The sequence below is a fragment of the Rhizobium sp. 25PS6 genome, assembly GCF_032464655.1.
GTDB lineage: Bacteria > Pseudomonadota > Alphaproteobacteria > Rhizobiales > Rhizobiaceae > Rhizobium > Rhizobium laguerreae.
On sequence record NZ_JAWDIV010000006.1, the window covers coordinates 95,750 to 114,031 of the forward strand.

The 18,282-nt window shown below is 61.2% G+C and carries 17 protein-coding genes and 1 pseudogene; 12 read left to right on the forward strand and 6 right to left on the reverse strand.

Going from position 1 to position 18,282, the window contains the following annotated elements; all coding sequences use genetic code 11:
* The first annotated feature begins 179 nt into the window (after positions 1-179).
* Positions 180-389, forward strand: coding sequence for a cold-shock protein (locus tag RWK44_RS10705; protein WP_003545273.1), 210 nt, complete (start codon positions 180-182; stop codon positions 387-389).
* A 468-nt stretch (positions 390-857) separates the two neighbouring features.
* Here RWK44_RS10705 and RWK44_RS10710 read toward each other — a convergent pair whose 3' ends face one another.
* Positions 858-1,301 carry a MarR family winged helix-turn-helix transcriptional regulator gene (locus RWK44_RS10710; protein ID WP_316028777.1) on the reverse strand — a complete coding sequence of 148 codons (444 nt, stop codon included), beginning with the start codon at positions 1,299-1,301 and terminating at the stop codon, positions 858-860.
* A gap of 115 nt (positions 1,302-1,416) precedes the next feature.
* Here RWK44_RS10710 and RWK44_RS10715 point away from each other — a divergent pair, with 115 nt between their 5' ends.
* The gene (locus RWK44_RS10715) at positions 1,417-1,821 is read left to right on the forward strand and encodes a GFA family protein (protein WP_131663082.1); all 405 of its coding nucleotides are present in this window, start codon (positions 1,417-1,419) and stop codon (positions 1,819-1,821) included.
* A gap of 117 nt (positions 1,822-1,938) precedes the next feature.
* Positions 1,939-2,382 (forward strand): YybH family protein, encoded by a 444-nt coding sequence (locus tag RWK44_RS10720; protein WP_316028778.1) that lies wholly within the window; start codon positions 1,939-1,941, stop codon positions 2,380-2,382.
* 6 nt (positions 2,383-2,388) lie between these two features.
* On the opposite strand, the gene RWK44_RS10725 is transcribed toward RWK44_RS10720, so the two are convergent.
* A complete protein-coding gene (locus RWK44_RS10725) occupies positions 2,389-3,591 on the reverse strand; it encodes an MFS transporter (RefSeq protein WP_131663084.1) in 1,203 nt (400 codons plus the stop codon).
* A 137-nt stretch (positions 3,592-3,728) separates the two neighbouring features.
* Between RWK44_RS10725 and RWK44_RS10730 the strand changes: the two genes are divergently transcribed.
* Positions 3,729-4,286, forward strand: coding sequence for a TetR/AcrR family transcriptional regulator (locus RWK44_RS10730; protein ID WP_168283831.1), 558 nt, complete (start codon positions 3,729-3,731; stop codon positions 4,284-4,286).
* Positions 4,287-4,294: 8 nt separating this feature from the next.
* On the opposite strand, the gene RWK44_RS10735 is transcribed toward RWK44_RS10730, so the two are convergent.
* Entirely contained in the window at positions 4,295-7,813 is a 3,519-nt protein-coding gene (locus RWK44_RS10735; RefSeq protein WP_168283832.1) for a PAS domain-containing hybrid sensor histidine kinase/response regulator, read from the reverse strand.
* A 205-nt stretch (positions 7,814-8,018) separates the two neighbouring features.
* Here RWK44_RS10735 and mscL point away from each other — a divergent pair, with 205 nt between their 5' ends.
* The 5 genes from mscL (at position 8,019) to RWK44_RS10760 (ending at position 12,606) form a co-directional block, all read left to right on the forward strand.
* Positions 8,019-8,456 carry a large conductance mechanosensitive channel protein MscL gene (gene mscL / locus RWK44_RS10740; RefSeq protein ID WP_168283833.1) on the forward strand — a complete coding sequence of 146 codons (438 nt, stop codon included), beginning with the start codon at positions 8,019-8,021 and terminating at the stop codon, positions 8,454-8,456.
* A 111-nt stretch (positions 8,457-8,567) separates the two neighbouring features.
* Entirely contained in the window at positions 8,568-9,734 is a 1,167-nt protein-coding gene (locus RWK44_RS10745) for a pyridoxal phosphate-dependent aminotransferase (RefSeq protein ID WP_221998391.1), read from the forward strand.
* Positions 9,735-9,931: 197 nt separating this feature from the next.
* Positions 9,932-10,966 carry a UDP-glucose 4-epimerase GalE gene (galE, locus tag RWK44_RS10750; protein WP_316028779.1) on the forward strand — a complete coding sequence of 345 codons (1,035 nt, stop codon included), beginning with the start codon at positions 9,932-9,934 and terminating at the stop codon, positions 10,964-10,966.
* A 94-nt stretch (positions 10,967-11,060) separates the two neighbouring features.
* Entirely contained in the window at positions 11,061-11,459 is a 399-nt protein-coding gene (locus tag RWK44_RS10755; RefSeq protein ID WP_206116851.1) for an EAL domain-containing protein, read from the forward strand.
* Positions 11,460-11,541: 82 nt separating this feature from the next.
* The gene (locus tag RWK44_RS10760) at positions 11,542-12,606 is read left to right on the forward strand and encodes an enoyl-CoA hydratase/isomerase family protein (RefSeq protein ID WP_316028780.1); all 1,065 of its coding nucleotides are present in this window, start codon (positions 11,542-11,544) and stop codon (positions 12,604-12,606) included.
* An 11-nt stretch (positions 12,607-12,617) separates the two neighbouring features.
* Here RWK44_RS10760 and RWK44_RS10765 read toward each other — a convergent pair whose 3' ends face one another.
* Positions 12,618-14,678 (reverse strand): ATP-dependent helicase, encoded by a 2,061-nt coding sequence (locus tag RWK44_RS10765; RefSeq protein WP_316028781.1) that lies wholly within the window; start codon positions 14,676-14,678, stop codon positions 12,618-12,620.
* Positions 14,679-14,785: 107 nt separating this feature from the next.
* Positions 14,786-15,067 (reverse strand): hypothetical protein, encoded by a 282-nt coding sequence (locus RWK44_RS10770; protein ID WP_316028782.1) that lies wholly within the window; start codon positions 15,065-15,067, stop codon positions 14,786-14,788.
* A 178-nt stretch (positions 15,068-15,245) separates the two neighbouring features.
* On the opposite strand from RWK44_RS10770, the gene RWK44_RS10775 reads away from it, so the two are divergent.
* Entirely contained in the window at positions 15,246-15,506 is a 261-nt protein-coding gene (locus tag RWK44_RS10775) for a BON domain-containing protein (protein ID WP_316028783.1), read from the forward strand.
* Between the two features lie 91 nt (positions 15,507-15,597).
* A complete protein-coding gene (locus RWK44_RS10780; protein WP_316028784.1) occupies positions 15,598-15,861 on the forward strand; it encodes a hypothetical protein in 264 nt (87 codons plus the stop codon).
* Positions 15,862-16,098: 237 nt separating this feature from the next.
* Here RWK44_RS10780 and RWK44_RS10785 read toward each other — a convergent pair whose 3' ends face one another.
* Positions 16,099-16,341: a DUF982 domain-containing protein gene (locus RWK44_RS10785; protein WP_011650393.1), complete on the reverse strand. Its 243-nt coding sequence runs from the start codon at positions 16,339-16,341 to the stop codon at positions 16,099-16,101.
* 369 nt (positions 16,342-16,710) lie between these two features.
* On the opposite strand from RWK44_RS10785, the pseudogene RWK44_RS10790 reads away from it, so the two are divergent.
* Positions 16,711-17,460, forward strand: a pseudogene (locus tag RWK44_RS10790) (response regulator); the annotation flags it as partial.
* Positions 17,461-18,282: the final 822 nt, after the last annotated feature.

Consider the following 18,282-nt stretch of genomic DNA (forward strand, 5'->3'; position numbering starts at 1 on the left):
GCTGCGGCCTTGTCACGGACACAATTTCCGATTACATATTCGCGCATCGATCTTGCTAGATGAACTTTGAAACGGCCTTGCGTCGTTCCTGGCGAACTTCCTCCAAAATCGGTTTTCATCGCCGCTTGGCATTTATCCGAGCTGCATTCTTCTATGAACGATTCGAAAAGGATATCGTCATGAGCACAGGTACCGTAAAGTGGTTCAACGCAACCAAGGGCTTCGGCTTCATTCAGCCGGATGACGGCGCAGCCGACGTTTTCGTCCACATCTCTGCCGTTGAACGCGCTGGCATGCGCGATCTCAAGGATGGCCAGAAGCTGTCTTACGAGCTCGTCCGCGACAACAAGTCCGGCAAGATGTCGGCAGACCGCCTCCAGGCGGCCTGAGCCTTTTACAGCGCCGCGCGTCTTCTAGACGCGCAAAGGACGCTGTAACACTTTGACTTGCTGCAAATATGCAGCAGGGCTCTAAATATCATCTCCGGATCGTGACCACGGATGTACCGGCACGGTTCGTCGAGATAGCAGGGAAGGTCGGGTTACCCCGGCCTTTTTTTGTGTTTGGCTGATGTTGTGCCCAAGAAATGCGTCCGCGCCACCCCCCTCTGCCCTGCCGGGCATCTCCCCCACAAGGAGGGAGATTGGATGGGCGCGATGGTTTCCCCAACCAACTGGCCGTCACATGAATCGTAAATTGAGGGCGAGGCATGGCTTCTTGCCGATCTCCCCACCTGTGGGGGAGATGCCCGGCAGGGCAGAGGGGGGGCGGCCACGGCACGACTTTAAAGAATCTTTCGTTTCGCCAAACTGAATTCGACGCTGGCGACAACAAGCCTCGCAAGACAGGTAACGCGCTCAACCGCCTGCCGCCTCGCTACCCTCCAGCATTTCCATGACCCGCGCCATCACCGCCCGCGCCGCATCGAGTTCTGCTGACGTAAACGCAGCGCCAAGCCCGTCCGCCCAATCAGCTTGCGCGATCTCGATGACACCGAGCCGCGCCGCCCCTTCTGCCGTCAGCCGCACCAGCTTGGCGCGCTGGTGCTGCGGGTTGTCGGCATAGGCGATCAGACCTTCGCTTTCCAGCACGTCGGCAAGCCGCTGCACGCCCTGGCGGGCGAGGCCGAGCGCGCGGGCGATCTGCGCCACCGACATGCCGCCGCGTCGTGCCGCGGCCAACACCTGCCAGCGCGCGCTCGTCTGTCCCGCCGGCTTTGCCAACTGGTCGCCCGCCGCCGTCAGATGACCGGCGAGGCGAAGGGCGGTGATTGCGAAAGCGGAAAAGGCATCCCCCTCCATCGTCCGCTCCGGTCGATCTTGTTTGACAACATGTTGTCGATTTTGTATCTCATCCATAATGACAACATATTGTCATATCAGTAGACTGAAGGCAACGCCGAAGGAGGAAAGCGCCGTGAAGAAAACCTACAAGGGAAGCTGCCATTGCGGCAAAGTGCGTTACGAGGTGGACATGGACCTCGAGGAGGGCACCGGCCGCTGCAATTGCTCGATCTGCGCCAAGCGGCGTTATTGGGGCGCCAACGTCAAGCCGGAGGACTTCCGGCTGATGTGCGACCAGGCGGAAACCTCCGACTATCAGTTCAACACCATGAGCGGTCATCACCGCTTCTGCCGCACCTGCGGTGTGCCGGCCTATGGCGACGGTTATGTCGAAGCGATCGGCGGCGCCTATGTCTCGATCAACATCGCCTGCCTCGACGATATCACCCCTGAGGAACTGGCAGCACTGCCGGTCCGTTATGCCGACGGCAGGCACGATGCCTGGTGGAACGAACCGGCGGTGACGAGTTATCTCTAGAGCATGATGCCGAAAAGTGTGAGCGGTTTTCGGACGACATCATGCTCAGCTCGAAGTCGATGTCGGATCGTCGTCCTCCCCTTCGTCCTCTGTCCATAACGCAGAAGGAGAACGATTGTGAAAGACGAAGCGAATGCCAGGATCGACGAAGAGGCGATCATCGCCATGCTGATGATGCGGGCCAAGGCGCTGGGCGAAAAAAATGCCAAGGATGCGCTTTCCTACGAGACCGAGGATGAGATCGAATTTTCGCTGGCGCCGCCGCTGGTCTATTACGGCAAGGACGAGGCGGGCCTGCAGGCCTGGTTCGATACCTGGGAAGGCCCGATCGGCGGCGATGTGCGCGATGCCAGACTGACGGTTGGCGAGGATGTCGCTTTCTGGAGCGGCCTCACGCGCATGACCGGGACCAAGACCAACGGCGCCGCCGTCGATCTGTGGTTCCGCCAGACGCTCGGCCTCGTCAAGCAGGATGGCCGATGGCTGGTTGCCCACCAGCACGCCTCGGTGCCCTTCGCCATGGACGGCAGCGGCCGGGCGCTGCTCGATCTCAAACCGTGAGGAATGTCAGGCAGCACTCCCCGCGACCTTCCGCCGGTCGGCGCGAATGCTCATCACTCCGACGCCCATCAAAAGCAGGATCGCCGTCGCATAGATATCCGTCGTCAGCGCGTAACCGGCTGACTTCGCCAGGAACCCGGCCAGGATCGCCGGCAGGCTGAAGGCGAGGTAGCTCTGGACGTAGAAGGCCGACAGCAGCCCGGCCCGCTCGTCCGCCTTGGCAAGCGGCATGATAGTGCCGATCGACCCGAGGAAATTGGTGCCGAAACCGACGCCGGTAAAAATCGTGCCGACGAGCAGCAGCGGCACATTGGCAAGATGCACGCCGGCAACGACCGTCAGGATGCCGAGCGTTTTGGCCGACACGCCGAAAACCAGATTGGCCGAGGCCGTCTTGCTGCGCCGGAGATAGACGGCGATTGCTCCGCTCACCATCAGCGCGGTGACGACGGCCCCGCCGGTCAGCGGCGCGCGGCTGCCGGTTGTGCTGGCGACCAAGGACGGGACCAGCGAGAGATAAAAGCCGGCAAGCGTCCAGTTGGCGATGTTGATCGGCGTCACCAGCGAGAGCGGCCGCTTCACCTGCTTGGGAACGGTGACCCGCGGTATCAGTGAGCCGAGAGCGCCCGGCCGCCTGCCGCCGGTCTCGCCTGTCAGCCAGATGGCCGCCGCCTGCAGCGTGAAGGCGGCAAGCAGCAGCGCATAGACCAGATGCATCGGGAAGGGGCCAAATTGGATCAGGGCGCTGGTGCCCACTGCCCCCACCGCCATGCCGCAAAGCGGTGCGATCGAGTTGACGATCTGTCCCTTTGCCCGGTCGACATCGACGAGCGCCGCTCCGATCGAGGCGCCGGCGATCCCCGTTGCCAGCCCCTGCACGATCCGCGCCGCGATCAGCCAGCCGGGACCGCTCGCGACAACGAAGAGCGCCATGGCGACGATTTCGAGAACGAGGGCGAAAAAGATCACCGGCTTGCGGCCGAGATGGTCGGAGATCGAACCGGCGATCAGCAGCGCCGCCAGCAGCGCGAAGGCGTAGACCGCGAAGATCACCGTGATCAGCACCGGCGAGACGGAGAAGTTTTCCTGATAGATCCGGTAGAGCGGCGTTGGCGCCGCGGAGGCGCCGAAAAAGGTCGCGAGCGTCAGCGCATGAAAGCCGATCGAGGGGCGCGGCGAATTCTCGGTGGATTTGGCTGCGGCGAACATATATAAGCCCCTTAAAGCTAAGCCGTTGCGTTAGCTTATGTAGAGGGGACATTTCATAAAAGCAAATTATTTGCATTAATAGGTCAGTCAAAGATTTTGAACCATCGGTGTCAAGGAGTGAAAGTCGGGTTGCACGCATGACAGTGAAAGAGAATCTTCGTCCGGGCGGCAGAAGCGCCCGGGTTCAGGCATCGGTGCACAAGGCGGTCCGTGAGCTGATGGCCGAGATGAGCCGCGCCGAGGTGACGATCCCGCTGATTGCCGGCAAGGCGGGGGTAACGCCGTCGACCATCTATCGCCGCTGGGGCGACCTGCAGGAGCTTCTTGCCGATGTCGCCGTCGATCGGCTGCGGCCGGATATGGAGCCGATCGATGCCGGTAGCGGCAAGGCCGATCTTCAAGCCTGGGCCGAGCAATATGCCGAGGAAATGTCCTCCGGGCCGGGCCGAGAGATGATCCGCGACGTGCTGGCGGCGCAGGCGGGCGCGAACGCCTGCAAATGCGCTGAATTTACCCGCCAACAGATCGGCGTCATCGCCGAGAGGGCAAAGGTCCGCGGCGAGGTCTTTCCGGATGTCGAGCGCGTCATGGACCAGGTCGTGGCGCCGATCATATACCGCATCCTGTTTGGCGATGTGCCGGCGACAAGGCGCGTGCGTGATCTGGTTGCGCGTGTCATGAACGCGACGGACTGAGTTTTGTATTACTCCGCGGCGGCGCGCTTGAGGCCGGAAATCTGGGTGATATAGGCGCGCAGCGCCGCAGGCCGCACCGGCTTGTGCTGAACGGCGATACCGTATCGCTCGGCCTCGCTGCGCACCTCCGGCGTGCGGTCGGCTGTGATCAGCAAAGCGGGGATATCGGCGCCGAATTGCCGGCGCAGATGCAGGATCGCGGCAATGCCGGTGCCGTCGCCGAGGTGATAATCGGCGATGACGATGTCAGGCGGTCCCTCCTGGCCATCGACGGTGGTGACCTCGGCGAGGCAATTGAGCGCCTCCACCTCGCAGCCCCAGCCGTTGATCAAGAGCCGCATGCCTTCGAGGATCTTCGGCTCGTTGTCGATGCAGAGGATCTTCAGCCCGCTGAGCGGCTGGCCGGGACGGTCGGCAGGCGTAACCGCTGCTGCGGCCGCGGCCGGACGCGAGACGTCGAGCGGCATGGCGATCCGGAATTCCGTGCCCTTGCCATGCGTCGACTGCAGCTCGACCGGATGGTTGAGCACCCGGGCGATGCGATCGACGATCGACAGGCCGAGCCCGAGGCCGGAGGCGGTCTTCGCGCCTTCGTCCAGCCGCGCGAACTCCTTGAACACGGTGCGGAATTTCGACGGCGGGATGCCGATGCCGGAATCGATCACCTGGATGATCACCTGGTTGCCGCGCCGCCGCGCCCCGACCAGCACCTTGCCGGTGATCGTGTATTTGATGGCGTTGGAAACCAGGTTCTGCACCAGCCGGCGAAGCAGGTTGGGATCGGAGCGGACGCGCAGCGACGTCGGCATGATCATCAGCTTCAGCTGCTTTTCGCGGGCGATCGGCGCAAAGTCGGTCTGGATACGCTCCAAGAGGTCGGAGAGCGCGACGGAGGCGAGCCGCGGCCGCATGGCGCCGGTATCGAGCCTGGAGATATCGAGCACCGCGCCGAGAATGGTTTCGACCGATTCCAGCGCGGAATCGATGTTGCGCACGATCGGGCTGTTGTCGGATTGCGCCATGCGCTCGACCAATGCCGAGGAATAGAGCCGGGCGGCGTTGAGCGGCTGCAGAATATCGTGGCCGGCGGCGGCGAAAAAGCGTGTCTTGCCGATATTCGCCTCGTCGGCGGCGGCGCGCGCCTCGCCGAGTTCACGGTTGACGCGGGTAAGCTCGGCCGTACGTTCGGCAACGCGCTGCTCCAGCGTCTCATTCGCCTGTTTCAGTGCTCTGTCGGCACTGACACGCTGGGTGATGTCGGTGAAGGTGGCGACGATGCCCTTGTCGGGCATGGCATTGGAGCGCACCTCGATGATCCGCTCGCCGCCGCCGAGCACCAGCGAAAAAGGTTTGTCGAGCGTCAGGAAATGCCGCACCGTCTGGCTGAGATCGCCGGGCGCGATGTCGCCGCGCTGGCTGAGCGTGGTGACGATTTCGGACAAGGGAAAACCGACCTGGCCGGCACTTTCCGGCAGATCCAGCAATTGCCGGAAACGCCGGTTCCAGATCGTCAGCCGGTTGGAACTGTCGAAGACGGCAATGCCCTGGTCCATCTGCGAAAGCGCCGTCTGCAACATGTCCTGGTTATATTGCAGCGCCTCGCTCGCCTGGTCGAGCAGCCAGGCAGTGTCGGAAGAGGCATCCTCGATCTTCTGCAGGATCAATGACAGCACCAGCCGGGCCGAGGACGAGCCGATGGCGCTGCCGAGCAGCTGTTCGCTGAAGTGGATGAGCGCCATATCGGCCGGCTGCTCGTCTTCCAGCTTGCGGCCGGAGCTTTGTTCGTAGGTCGTGAGCGAGCGCTGCATGCGCTCTTCGCCGAGATAGCGCGAGATCGCTGCCTTGAGATCGCCGACGCTGATGCGGGTCTTCCAGCCGCGCGTGGCAAATTGCGAACGCGAATGCCGCTTGACGAAGATGCCGGCCTGAATGCGCTCCAGCGGCTTGGCGTTGCGGGTGAGCGAGCCGACGACGAAAAAGGCGCTGTTGACCATCAGGCTCATCGCCGTCGCATTGACCAGCGGATCGGCGTCGGGCGCGGTGAACAGCGTGGTCCCGGGAAAGATGAAGCCGAGCACGGCGCTCGCCACATAGGAATAATCGGGGCCGCCGAGCGAGGGCAGGAACAGCAGGTAGATCCAGATGACGAAGCCGGAGGTCAGCCCGAGGATCGCGCCGCGCGCATTCGCCCGCCGCCAGATCAGCCCGCCGAAAAGCGCTGGGGCGATTTGCGCGATCGCGGCAAAGGAAAGAAGGCCGATCGAGGCAAGGCCGGCGGTGCTGTCGGTCGAGCGGTAATAGGCATAACCGAACAGCAGCACGGCGAAAATGGCGCTGCGGCGGATGTTGAGCAGCGTCTTGGCAAAATTGTCGCGCTGGCCGGCGCGGCCGGCGAGTTTGCGCCTGAGGAAGATCGGCATGATGATGTCGTTCGACACCATGATCGACAGTGCGACGGAATCGACGATGACCATCGCCGTTGCGGCGGAGAAACCGCCGATGAAGATGATCAGCGAAATGACGGGCATCTGGCCGGCAAGCGGCAGCGACAGCATGTAGAAATCGGCATTGCCGGTGCCGCCGAAGGTCAAGAGCCCGCCGATTGCCACCGGCAGCACGAAGAGATTGATGGCGATGAGATAGGTGGGAAACAGGAAACCTGCGAGTTTCAGCTGTTTCGGAGTTCGGTTTTCGACAACCGTCACATGGAATTGCCGCGGCAGCAGGATAATCGCAAAGGCCGACAAGATGATCAGGGTGATCCAGCGGCTGATCGGCGTATGGTAGCTGAGCGCCGACATGACCAGCTCGTTGTCGACGGTCTTGCGCCAGAGATCAGTCGGACCGTCGAACAGAAACCAGACGACGCAGACGCCGGCTGTCAGGAAGGCGACGAGCTTGACCACTGATTCCATAGAGACGGCGAGGATCAGGCCATCCTGATGCTCCGTCGCATCCGTATGCCGCGTGCCGAACATGATGGCGAAACAGGCAAGCACCAGCGTCGCGGCGAGCGGCAGGTCGAGGAAATAGAGATTGCCGCTGCCTATGCCGTAATCGGACGGATTGACCATGGCGCTGACGGTGCTCGAGATCGCCTTGAGCTGCAGCGCGATATAAGGAATGGCGCCGATCAGCGAGATCAGTGCGACGATCGTGGCGACCGTCGGGTTCTTGCCGTAGCGCGCCGCGACGAAATCGGCGACCGAGGTGAGCTTCTCCGCCTTGGCGAGCTCGATGATGCGGCGAAGCAGCGGCATGCCGAGCGTGAAGACCAGGATCGGGCCGATATAGATGCCGGCAAATTCAAGGCCGCGCTGCGCCGCAAGCCCGACGCTGCCGAAATAGGTCCAGGAGGTACAGTAGATGGCAAGGCTCAGCGCATAGACCACCGGCCATCCGCCTTCCAGCGTGCCCAGGCCGAGCGTGCCCTGGCTGCGGTTCTTGCGGTCGCCATAGCTTGCCACGGCGAAAAGCAGGAGCAGATAGCCGAAGGCAGACGCAAATATAACCCAGCCTGGAAGCATTGACCCTCCGCCGGCGGAAAACACGCCGGGACCTCCCGCAACGTGGGCAGCTTAAGTCATTTCAGGCGCTTTGAAAATTGCTGGCATATAGGCCTTAAGTCAAAGACCGCGGGGGAGGTATTGCCGATAATTGCGATTGCCGATTGATTAATTGCAATGAAGATGTAGCTAATAAAAACGATTGTATCGAAGGGAGACGGATCCGATGCTCAACGAGTTCAAGGCCTTTATCGCCCGCGGCAATGTCATGGATCTTGCCGTCGGCGTCATCATCGGCGGCGCCTTCGGCGGCATCGTCAAATCTTTGGTGGATGACCTCATTATGCCGATCGTCGGGGCCATTTTCGGCGGCTTCGATTTTTCGAATTACTTTCTCCCACTCTCGACGGCCGTCAACGCGCCGACGCTTGCCGCCGCCCGCGCCCAGGGAGCAGTGTTTGCCTATGGCAGTTTCCTCACCGTGCTCATCAACTTCCTCATTCTCGCCTGGATCATTTTTCTAATGGTCAAGGGCGTGAACACCCTGCGTGCCCAGGTCGAGCGCCAGGAAAAGGCTGCACCGGAAGAGCTGCCACCGCCGCCGGCAGACGTTCAACTGCTGACGGAAATCCGCGATCTTCTCGCCACGCGCCCGACGGCTTGATCCCGTCCGCTCCGGCCGGGCTCAATCATCACCAAAATCGATATGCCATCACTGGATATCATGAGATTTGCCGGCGCAAGTCCGCTATGAAGGCGGAAACCGGAGATATGCATGTCGATCGTCAGCAGCCTCAGCCCGCGCGCCCTGGCGGCGCCCGAAAGTGGGATCGTCGAACTCGTCAACTATGCCCGTGGCCGCGAAGGCCTGCTGCCGCTCTGGGTGGGTGAGGGTGATCTGCCGACGCCCGATTTCATCAGCAGGGCGGCGATGGAGGCGCTTGCCGCCGGCGAGACCTTCTACACCTGGCAGCGCGGCATTCCCGAGCTTCGTCAGGCGCTTTCCGATTATTACAACAGACATTTCGGAATCCGGCTTCCGGTCGAGCATTTCTACGTCACCGGTTCCGGCATGCAGGCGATCCAGATCGCCGTGCAGGCGTTGACCTCGCCGGGCGACGAACTGGTTTACCTCTCTCCTTCCTGGCCGAATATCGCTGCCGCCCTGGAGATAGCAGGTGCGTGCTCGCTGAGTGTCGAGCTGCAGTTCGAAGGCGGCAAATGGGCGGTCGATCTGAACCGCATCGAAACCGCGATCACCCCGAAGACCAAGGGCATCTTCATCAACACGCCGTCGAACCCGACGGGCTGGACGGCCACGAAGCAGGATCTTGGCGATATCCTGGCGCTTGCCCGCAAGCATGACCTCTGGATCCTGGCAGATGAAATCTACGCCCGCTATTATTTTGCCGGCGGCCGCGCGCCCTCTTTCCTCGATGTGATGGACGAGGGCGACAAGATCATCTTCGTCAATTCCTTCTCGAAGAACTGGTCGATGACCGGCTGGCGCGTCGGCTGGATCGTCGCGCCCCCTGAAATGGGCCAGGTGCTCGAAAACCTCATTCAGTATTCGACATCGGGGGTGGCGCAGTTCATGCAGAAGGGCGCCGTCGCAGCCCTTGATCAAGGCGACGATTTCGTCGCTGCCAATATTGCCAAGGCGGCCCGCTCCCGCGATATCCTCTGCGATGCGCTAATTGCCACGAACCGCGTCGAGACGCTGAAACCGGATGGCGCGATCTATGCTTTCCTGAAGATCGACGGCGTCGCCGACAGCCGCAAGGCAGCGCTCGACATCGTCGACAAGACAGGCGTCGGGCTTGCACCCGGAACAGCCTTCGGACCGGGCGGCGAACTCTTCCTGCGCGCCTGCTTCCTACGTGACCCCACGCAGGTTGCGGTCGCGGCCGAGCGCCTCTGCAACTATATCCTCAAGCTCTGAGAAGCGTCGGCCAAGCCGATTTTGTGCCGAAATCGCCGGATTGATAAAACTCTAGCAAAGCCCGAAATCGGCCTCTAACCACGACTCCAAACATACCCGTTCAAAGGCCTTCCAAAGGCCGTGCGATAAGAAAATTGGAAAGAAAAACCGGCGCCTGATGCCCCTGCTTCTAAAAAACGAAAGCAGGGATGCGGGACATGGCGGTTTTGGTGACGGGCGGGGCCGGTTATATCGGCAGTCACATGGTTTGGGCGCTGCTGGATGCAGGCGAGGATGTGGTCGTGCTCGACCGTCTCTCCACAGGCTTTCGCTGGGCCGTGGCGCCGGCGGCGCGTTTCTATCTCGGCGACGTTGCCGACCGCGATATATTGAAAAAGGTCTTCATCGAAAACGACATCGAGGCGATCATCCATTTCGCCGGCTCCGCCGTCGTCCCGGTCTCGGTCGCCGATCCGCTCTCCTATTACGACAACAATTCCGGCAAGACCCGGGCGCTGCTGAGCGCGTCGATCAAGGCCGGTATCCGCAACTTCGTCTTCTCCTCGACGGCGGCCGTCTACGGCCAGCAAAAGACCGACCTGCCGGTGAAGGAGACGGCCCCCCTCAATCCGGAAAATCCTTACGGCCAGTCGAAGTTGATGACCGAGTTCATGCTGCGCGATGCCGCCGCCGCCTATGATTTCAACTATGTCGCGCTTCGCTATTTCAACGTCGCCGGCGCCGACCCGCACCACCGTGCCGGCCAGTCGACCTCAGGCGCCACGCACCTCATCAAGGTCGCCTGCGAGGCAGCGCTCGGCAGGCGCGACAGCGTCAATGTCTACGGCATCGACTATCCCACCCATGACGGCACCGGCGTGCGCGACTACATCCATGTCGGCGATCTCGTCGATGCACATCTGAAAGCGCTGCAGCACCTGCGCAGAGGCAAGGGCTCGCTCGTTGCCAATTGCGGTTATGGCAGCGGCTATTCCGTGCTCGACGTGCTGAACATGGTCACCCGCCTGCACGGACATTCCTTCAAGATCCACATGGCGCCGCGGCGCGCCGGCGATTCGGCAAGCGTCGTCGCAGACGCTTCGCTCGCCCGGCAGGTACTCGACTGGAAGCCCAGATACGATTCTCTGGAAACCATCGTCCAGAGCTCGCTCGATTGGGAACTGTTCCTGTCGAACAAGAATGTCGACGACCTGCACAGCATCCACCGGGCACTCGCCGCCGCGTCCTTCTGATCCAGGAGCCCGTTTATCATCGCGCTGCTTGCCATGATCACCTGCTCCCGGCGTTGATCCGAAGCGCATCGAATTCGAAATCACCGAGACCGCACTGCTCCGATTTCGACACCGCCGACCAGGTGATCACAATGCTGCCGCCGGTATCTCGATCGCGCTCGACGATTTCGGCGCCGGCTATTCGAGCCTCAGCCATATTCATCGTCTCGGCTTCGATAAGCTGAAGATCGACAAATCCTTCGTGATGAATTTCGATCGTGACGCCCGCTGCATGAACATCACCCGCTCGGTCGCCAATCTCTGCCAGAATCTCGGCATTGCCTCCGTCGCCGAAGGCGTCGAAAGCGAGGAGATTGCCGAGGGATTGAAGGCGATGGGCGTTCGTCTGGCGCAGGGCTATCATTTCTCGCGACCGCTGCCGCTCGAACTTGCCATCGATTACGCTCTCAGGTGCGAGGCCGCAGCCTCCGCCCGCAATTCGCTGTCTGCCTGAGCCAATCTCCCCACCGGTCTTAAATCGACTGGAGCGAAGCTACGTCGTCGTTTATTCATGGTCGTAACAATTGAGGTGAACCATGCAGGACGGCGAACGGCCAGACGAAGTCATCATTGAGCGGCGAGGGACTGCTGCTATCATCCGCCTCAACCGGCCGCGGGCGCTGAACAGCCTGACCCTGCCGATGATCCGGGCGATCACTGCGGCCCTTCACGACTTTGCCGGTGATCCCGAGTTGGCGAGCGTCGTGGCGATGGGAGAGGGCGAACGCGGCTTCTGTGCCGGCGGCGATATCCGCGCCCTGCATGAGAGCGCCCGCGCCGGGGATGGCCTGGCGGCAAGCTTCTGGCGTGAGGAGTTCCGCCTCAACCATATGATTGCCGCCTATCCCAAACCCTATGTCGCGCTGATGGACGGCATCACCATGGGCGGCGGCGTCGGCCTGTCGTCGCATGGCCGCCACCGCATCGTCACCGAGCGCACGCGGCTTGCCATGCCCGAAACCGGCATCGGCTATGTCCCGGATGTCGGTGCCACCTGGCTGCTGCCGCGTTGCCCAGGCGAAGCCGGGACATGGCTCGGTCTGACAGGGCTTGATATCGGTGCTGCCGATGCGATCCACGCTCGCCTTGCCGACCTTCAGATCGCCTCGTCGCGGCTCGGCGAGGTGATCGATGCTCTCTCCGGCCTGCCGCGCGCCAGCTCATCCGACGATGTCGATGCCGTGCTGCAGGCGCTTTCCGAGCCTCAGGGAGAAAGCCGGCTCAGGCAGAACGCGGCGATGATCGATCGCGCATTTCGGTTCGACAGCGTCGAGGAGATCCTGGCAGCGCTTGCCGAGGAGGAAGGCGAATTCGCCGCCGAGACGCGCCGGGTGCTGCTGACGCGTTCGCCGACCAGCCTGAAGCTCGCTTTGCGGCTACTGAGAGCCGGCCGCCGCAGCGCCTCGCTTGCCGAATGCCTCGGCCGCGAACTCGGCGCCTGTCTGCAGATGCTTGATAATCCCGATTTCTTCGAGGGCATCCGCGCTGCCGTCATCGATAAGGATCGCAATCCGCAATGGTCGCCGGCATCAGTCGAGGCTGTGGAGGTGGCTAGGGTCGAGCAATTCCTGAAACCGGCCGAGCCGCCGCTTTCACTCTGAACACTATCCGGTTATCGCCACATGCCGCGCATGCGGGCGCCGACATCGATGCGCACCTGCCGCGCGTGCTGCTGGGCGACGCTGCCGGATTTCACCTGCGGCCAGCTGCACGCTTCGAAGAACTGCAGCAGGGTCGCGGGAATGAAGCGGCTGCGCGAGGCATAGACATGCCGGTCGCCCTGCGAATTCTGCCCGTAAGTGAAGAAGCGTTGCGGCACGACGAGGTCGAGACCATCCCGGGCGCGCGTCATCGCCACGTAGAGCAGCCGGCGTTCCTCCTCGATTTCCGCGGTGGTGCCGACGGCGAGATCGCTCGGTATGCATCCGTCGACGACGTTCAGCATGAACACCCTCGTCCATTCCTGGCCCTTGGCGGAATGGATCGTCGACAGGATGAGATAGTCTTCATCGAGAAGCGGCACGCCCGCCTGGTCGCTGGTCGCGTCCGGCGGATCGAGGGTGAGCTCGGTCAGAAAGCGCTCGCGCGAGGCATAACCGCTAGCGATCTGCTCGAGCTGCAGCAGGTCTGCCTGCCGCGTCGCTGCGTCCTCGTGCAGCCGTTCCAGATGCGGCGCATACCATTGCCGTGCCAGGCCGATCTCTGCCGGCCAGCCGGCCTTGCCGGTCTTCAGCTCCTGCAGCATCGAAACGAACATTGTCCAGTCCTCGCCGGAGCGCGGCGGTGCCGGCATGGCAGCGAGAGCAGAAATCGGGCTTGCATCCTCGGCCATCAGATCGAGCGTCTTCTGCGCGGTCGACGGCCCGACGCCCGGCAGGATCTGCATCAGCCGGAAGCCCGCCACCCGGTCGCGCGGGTTCTGCGCGAAGCGAAGGGCGGCCAGTATGTCCTTCACATGCGCGCTGTCGAGAAACTTCAGCCCGCCGAACTTGACGAAGGGAATGTTGCGCCGGGTCAGCTCGACCTCCAGCGAACCGCTGTGATGCGAGGCGCGGAAGAGCACGGCCTGCTGCTTGAGCGTGAGGCCTTCCTCGCGATTGTCGAGAACCATGTCGGTGATATACCGCGCCTGCTCGGCCTCGTCGCGCACCGTGACGAGGCGCGGCCGCTCGGACGATTGCCGCTCGGTCCAGAGGTTCTTGGTGAAGCGCTCCGAGGCGAGATCGATGACGGCGTTGGCGGCCGCGAGGATCGGCTGCGTCGAGCGGTAGTTGCGGTCGAGCGTGACGATATTGGCGGCCGGGCTGAAGGCGGCGGGAAAATCGAGGATGTTGCGCACCGTCGCGGCACGGAAGGAATAGATCGACTGCGCATCGTCGCCGACGACCGTCAGCCCCTGGCCTTGAGGCTTCAGCGCCAGCAGGATCGAGGCCTGCAGCCGGTTGGTGTCCTGATATTCGTCGACCAGCACATGGTCGAAGCGGCTGCCGATATCCTCGGCAATCATCGCTTCGCCGACCATCTGCGCCCAGTAGAGCAGCAGATCGTCGTAATCGAGCACGTTCTGGCTCTGCTTGGCCTCGACATAACAGGCGAAAAGTTCGCGCAGCTGTTTCTCCCACGTCGCGCACCAGGGAAAGACGTCGCGCAGCACGAGGTCCAGCGCGGTTTCCGAATTCACCGCCCTGGAATAGATGGCAAGGCAGGTGCCCTTTGTGGGAAAGCGGCTTTCCGTCTTCGAGAAGCCGAGGTCGTGCCGGATCAGGTTCATCAGATCGGCACTGTCTTCGCGGTCGTGAATGGTGAAATCGGGGTCGAGGCCGATCTGCTGGGCATAATCGCGCAGCAGCCGCGCGCCGATGCCGTGGAAGGTGCCGGACCAGGAAAGCGCGTCCGCCATGACGCCGGCATTCGAACCAAGCACATCGCGGCAGATGCGCTCGACGCGCCGCGCCATCTCGGCGGCTGCCCGGCGCGAGAAGGTCATCAAAAGGATGCGGCGGGGATCGGCGCCTTTGACGATGAGATGGGCGACGCGATGCGCCAAAGTATTCGTCTTGCCGGAGCCGGCGCCGGCAATGACCAGCAGCGGCCCGGCAATATGGCTGCCGTCGATGAGCGTGCCATGCTCGACGGCCATGCGCTGCTGCGGATTGAGCTTTTCGAGATACATCCAGCCGTCCGGTCGGGCTCCCGCAGAATCACTGGGGAAGGATTAGATGTTCCTTGAATGTTCGCGATTGCCGTCCCTGTCAAGCGATCTGGTGCGCTGGCAATATCTCAGTCGGGGAAATCCGGACCGATCTCGCGCCGCACCAGCTTCAAGCTGCGGTCCGGCTGAAGAATAGAGGTTTCCTTCACGCGCTGGCCCGTCCCGTTGTAGAACTGGTTGTAGACGGCGCTGCCGACCGGCGATTTGGTGAGCTTCGTTCGCGGCTGGCCGCCATAGGTAATGCTGCCGGGAATGGGTTCCAGCGCCGGCGTATCGGCCGAGGAGCAGCCGGCAAGCAATGCCCCGGCAAACAAGGCCCCGGCAAACAAGGCGGGCAGAAGCACTTTCATCGTCGTCATCCCTCTTTCGACTGCCGCCAGATATGGAAAGCGCGGCGTCTTTCGCCAAGGGTAGGCCATGCCACCGCGCAGGTATCGCTGTCGAGCAGGCTCTTCTTTTCCGGGGGGCGCAACGAAATGCGTCGCTGTCGCGTTAACAGACATCAACCAACATCAGGAAACGTTCACGGTGCTCGGCTTTCCAGCATTCACGAGGCATGACGAGCCCGGCCGGCAGGGCCACAGCGATGCGGCGACGCGGGCCTCGGTGGAAGGCGCCCTTCATGCGTCTGGCGATATCGAAGCCGGCGAAATCACCGTCAGCATATCGGGCTCCTATGTCATCCTGGAAGGTTTCGTGCGCCGGCGGGGCGATGTCGAGCGGGCGATCGAGATCGCCGAGGGCGTCGTCGGCCGGGGCTATGTGCGTGCTCGCTTGCTGCGACGCTAGCCGGCTCGCGCTCATCTCTTTGCGATGCATGAAGGGAACCAAAATGCTCTTTCGCGTGTTGAAAGGCCGGACCTAAACGCTGGAGACTCTCATGCAGTTGCTTCCTCGCCTCTGGGCAACGACCTTGATAGTGGGTTGCGGTATCGTTGCCGGCTCCGCCCATGCCTCGCTGGAAACCGGCACGAATTATTCCGCTTTGCCGAAGGACCAGATCGCCCTCAGCGAATATACCGGGACCGTCGCCTGCGAGCCGATAGAACCGCACTATCTCCCGTCCTTCATCCGCGCGGCGGACGGCACGATCATCGGCGTCGGTTATGTCGAGATCGAGAATGAGAGCGGCGCGGATTGCTGAAAAAAGGCGGTCCTGCTCGGACGAGGCTCGCCTGCGTTTCCGCAGAGGTGACGAGCCTCTAACCATCATCATGATGGCTGGTCATCTTCTAGTGATGCACCTGTATCAGGCGCAACGCCCTCTGCACCAAAACCCGGCACGCACTTGTTGCAGGGTTAAACCGAAATTAAAGGATTATCCCGTTCCGGCACGCTTCCGCGCCCAGAAGGCGATAATCGGTCGAAATTCTTCGAACTGCTAATGCAGCTTCAGCTTCGCCTCTTCGGCGGCGGCCAGAAACTCGGCTCTTGCCTCTTCCACGCTCTTGCGCCCATCGAGCGCTGCCCGGCAGGCGCTGCGGGCCTTGATATAACGAAGCCCGCGCATACTCGGCCAGAGATCCGCCAGGCACTTCAGCGCATCGAACGGACCATTGACCGTTCGCGCATCCGCACCTTCGAAACCAACCTTGACCGGGCTGTTCCATCTTTCAGTTGCCATTGACGCTCCTCCACGATTGTCGACAGAAACGAAGCGTAGCATCTCCCAGTTCCTCCGGGGAGACTTTGCGATAGTTAATACTTTAGCGTGATTTTCACCAGCAGCAATGGGCGGATCGTCGCCGAGGGCGCGGCGAGCAGTTTCGCCTCGACTGTGACGCGATACGATGGACGGCTTTGATGAGAAACACCCGATGATGACGTGTTTCGGAAGAGGTAGAGACCGATGGCGATGCGTTGTTGCGGATCGCTTGAGAGCACGGGCTCGAAAGTATACTCGCCATAAGTTTGAATGAGGGCAATAGCCTTCTTGTCAATGCACCCGACGGGACCCATAAGTTGTATTGACAACACGTCGAGGGGCCGGGAAATGACCGCACGCATATTGGTGGTTGACGATATACCGGCAAATTTGAAGCTGCTCGAAGCGCGATTTCTCGCCGAATATTTCGAAGTGCTGACTGCCGCCAGCGGCTATGAGGCGCTAGCGATCTGCGAGCGAAATCAGGTCGATCTCATTCTGCTCGATATCATGATGCCCGGGCTCGATGGCTTCGAGGTGTGCGAACGGTTGAAGGCCAACCAAAAGACGGCACACATTCCGGTCATCATGGTGACTGCTCTCGATCAGTCCGCAGACCGCGTCCGTGGCCTGAAAGCCGGTGCGGATGACTTTCTGACAAAGCCGGTCAACGATCTCCAACTGATCTCCCGCGTGAAAAGCCTGCTGCGGTTAGCCGGAAGTCAAACCAGATCTCAAGTTGTGCGTAACGCAACGAGTTCAGCGAACGTTCTTGTGGTGGATGCACGGGCCAACTCGCAGGAACGCATCATTGAGACACTAAAGCCCATAGCCGATGTGACGGCGATTTCCGATCCGCAGGCGGCACTTTTCGAAGCGGCCGAGAACCTGTTCGATTTGGTTGTAGTCAATGCCAATTTCAACGACTACGATCCACTCCGCCTCTGCTCGCAGTTCCGTTCGCTGGAGCGCACACGCTTCCTACCGATCCTGCTCATTGTCGAGCAAGGCGACGACAACATGGTGATCCGTGCGCTCGATCTCGGTATCAATGACTATATCGTCCGCCCGGTTGATCCGAGCGAGCTCGTGGCCCGTTGCGATAACCTCCTTAACAAAAGAAATCGAAGGTTGCACACGCCGTCAGAAGGTGACGCCAGACCGCATAGCCATACGAAACCTCCTCTGGGTCCCGTCATGTTCGATTTTATCGATGGGCGGCTTACTACTGTTCCCAGTTCCGGAACGGTTTCTGCTCCTGATCGCGCCAATGCAGCAGCGGCACTTGAGGTTTTGATCAACGATGCACGCCGTCTTGACGAGGCGTTGGTTCAATCTAATGCGGATTATCGGCTGATAGAGATTTTTCGAACCCTTTCAACGCTAACATCTTCCGGCGAGAACGTAATCAAACTCGGATTGGTGAACATCGAGTGCCTGCAGATGGCAGAATCGTTCGACAGAGCCGGCGAATTGTCCGCCCATCTTGTCGGCGCTTTTCGTGCCCAATACTTGAAGATGCACATGTATGTTTCCCAATTCGAGGAATGGAATAGATTCTCAGCGAATGCCACTGAAACCTCCGTCGATGACAGTGACATTCCTAGCCTTAGCGACACAGTTGACAATCTCGCTGCCGAACTGTCCCGGCAGACCAATGATGTTGACACCAACGTACCTAAGTCGCTCGAGTTTTTGCTCGGACTCGTTCATGAGCCTCGACGAACCTCCAAAAAGGCAGTTTACGCTTTGATATCGGTGATCGAAGGAATGGCGCTTTCCGTTGCCCGTTATTGTAGCGATATATTGGAAGGCTCCGCGAAATCTGCTGCCGGCCACATTAAAAAAGCTTTCGGAGTGGCAGCAGCGGCGATCGTTTTAAAGGCAGCCATCTCGTATTTTGACATAGCCGTGAAGGTA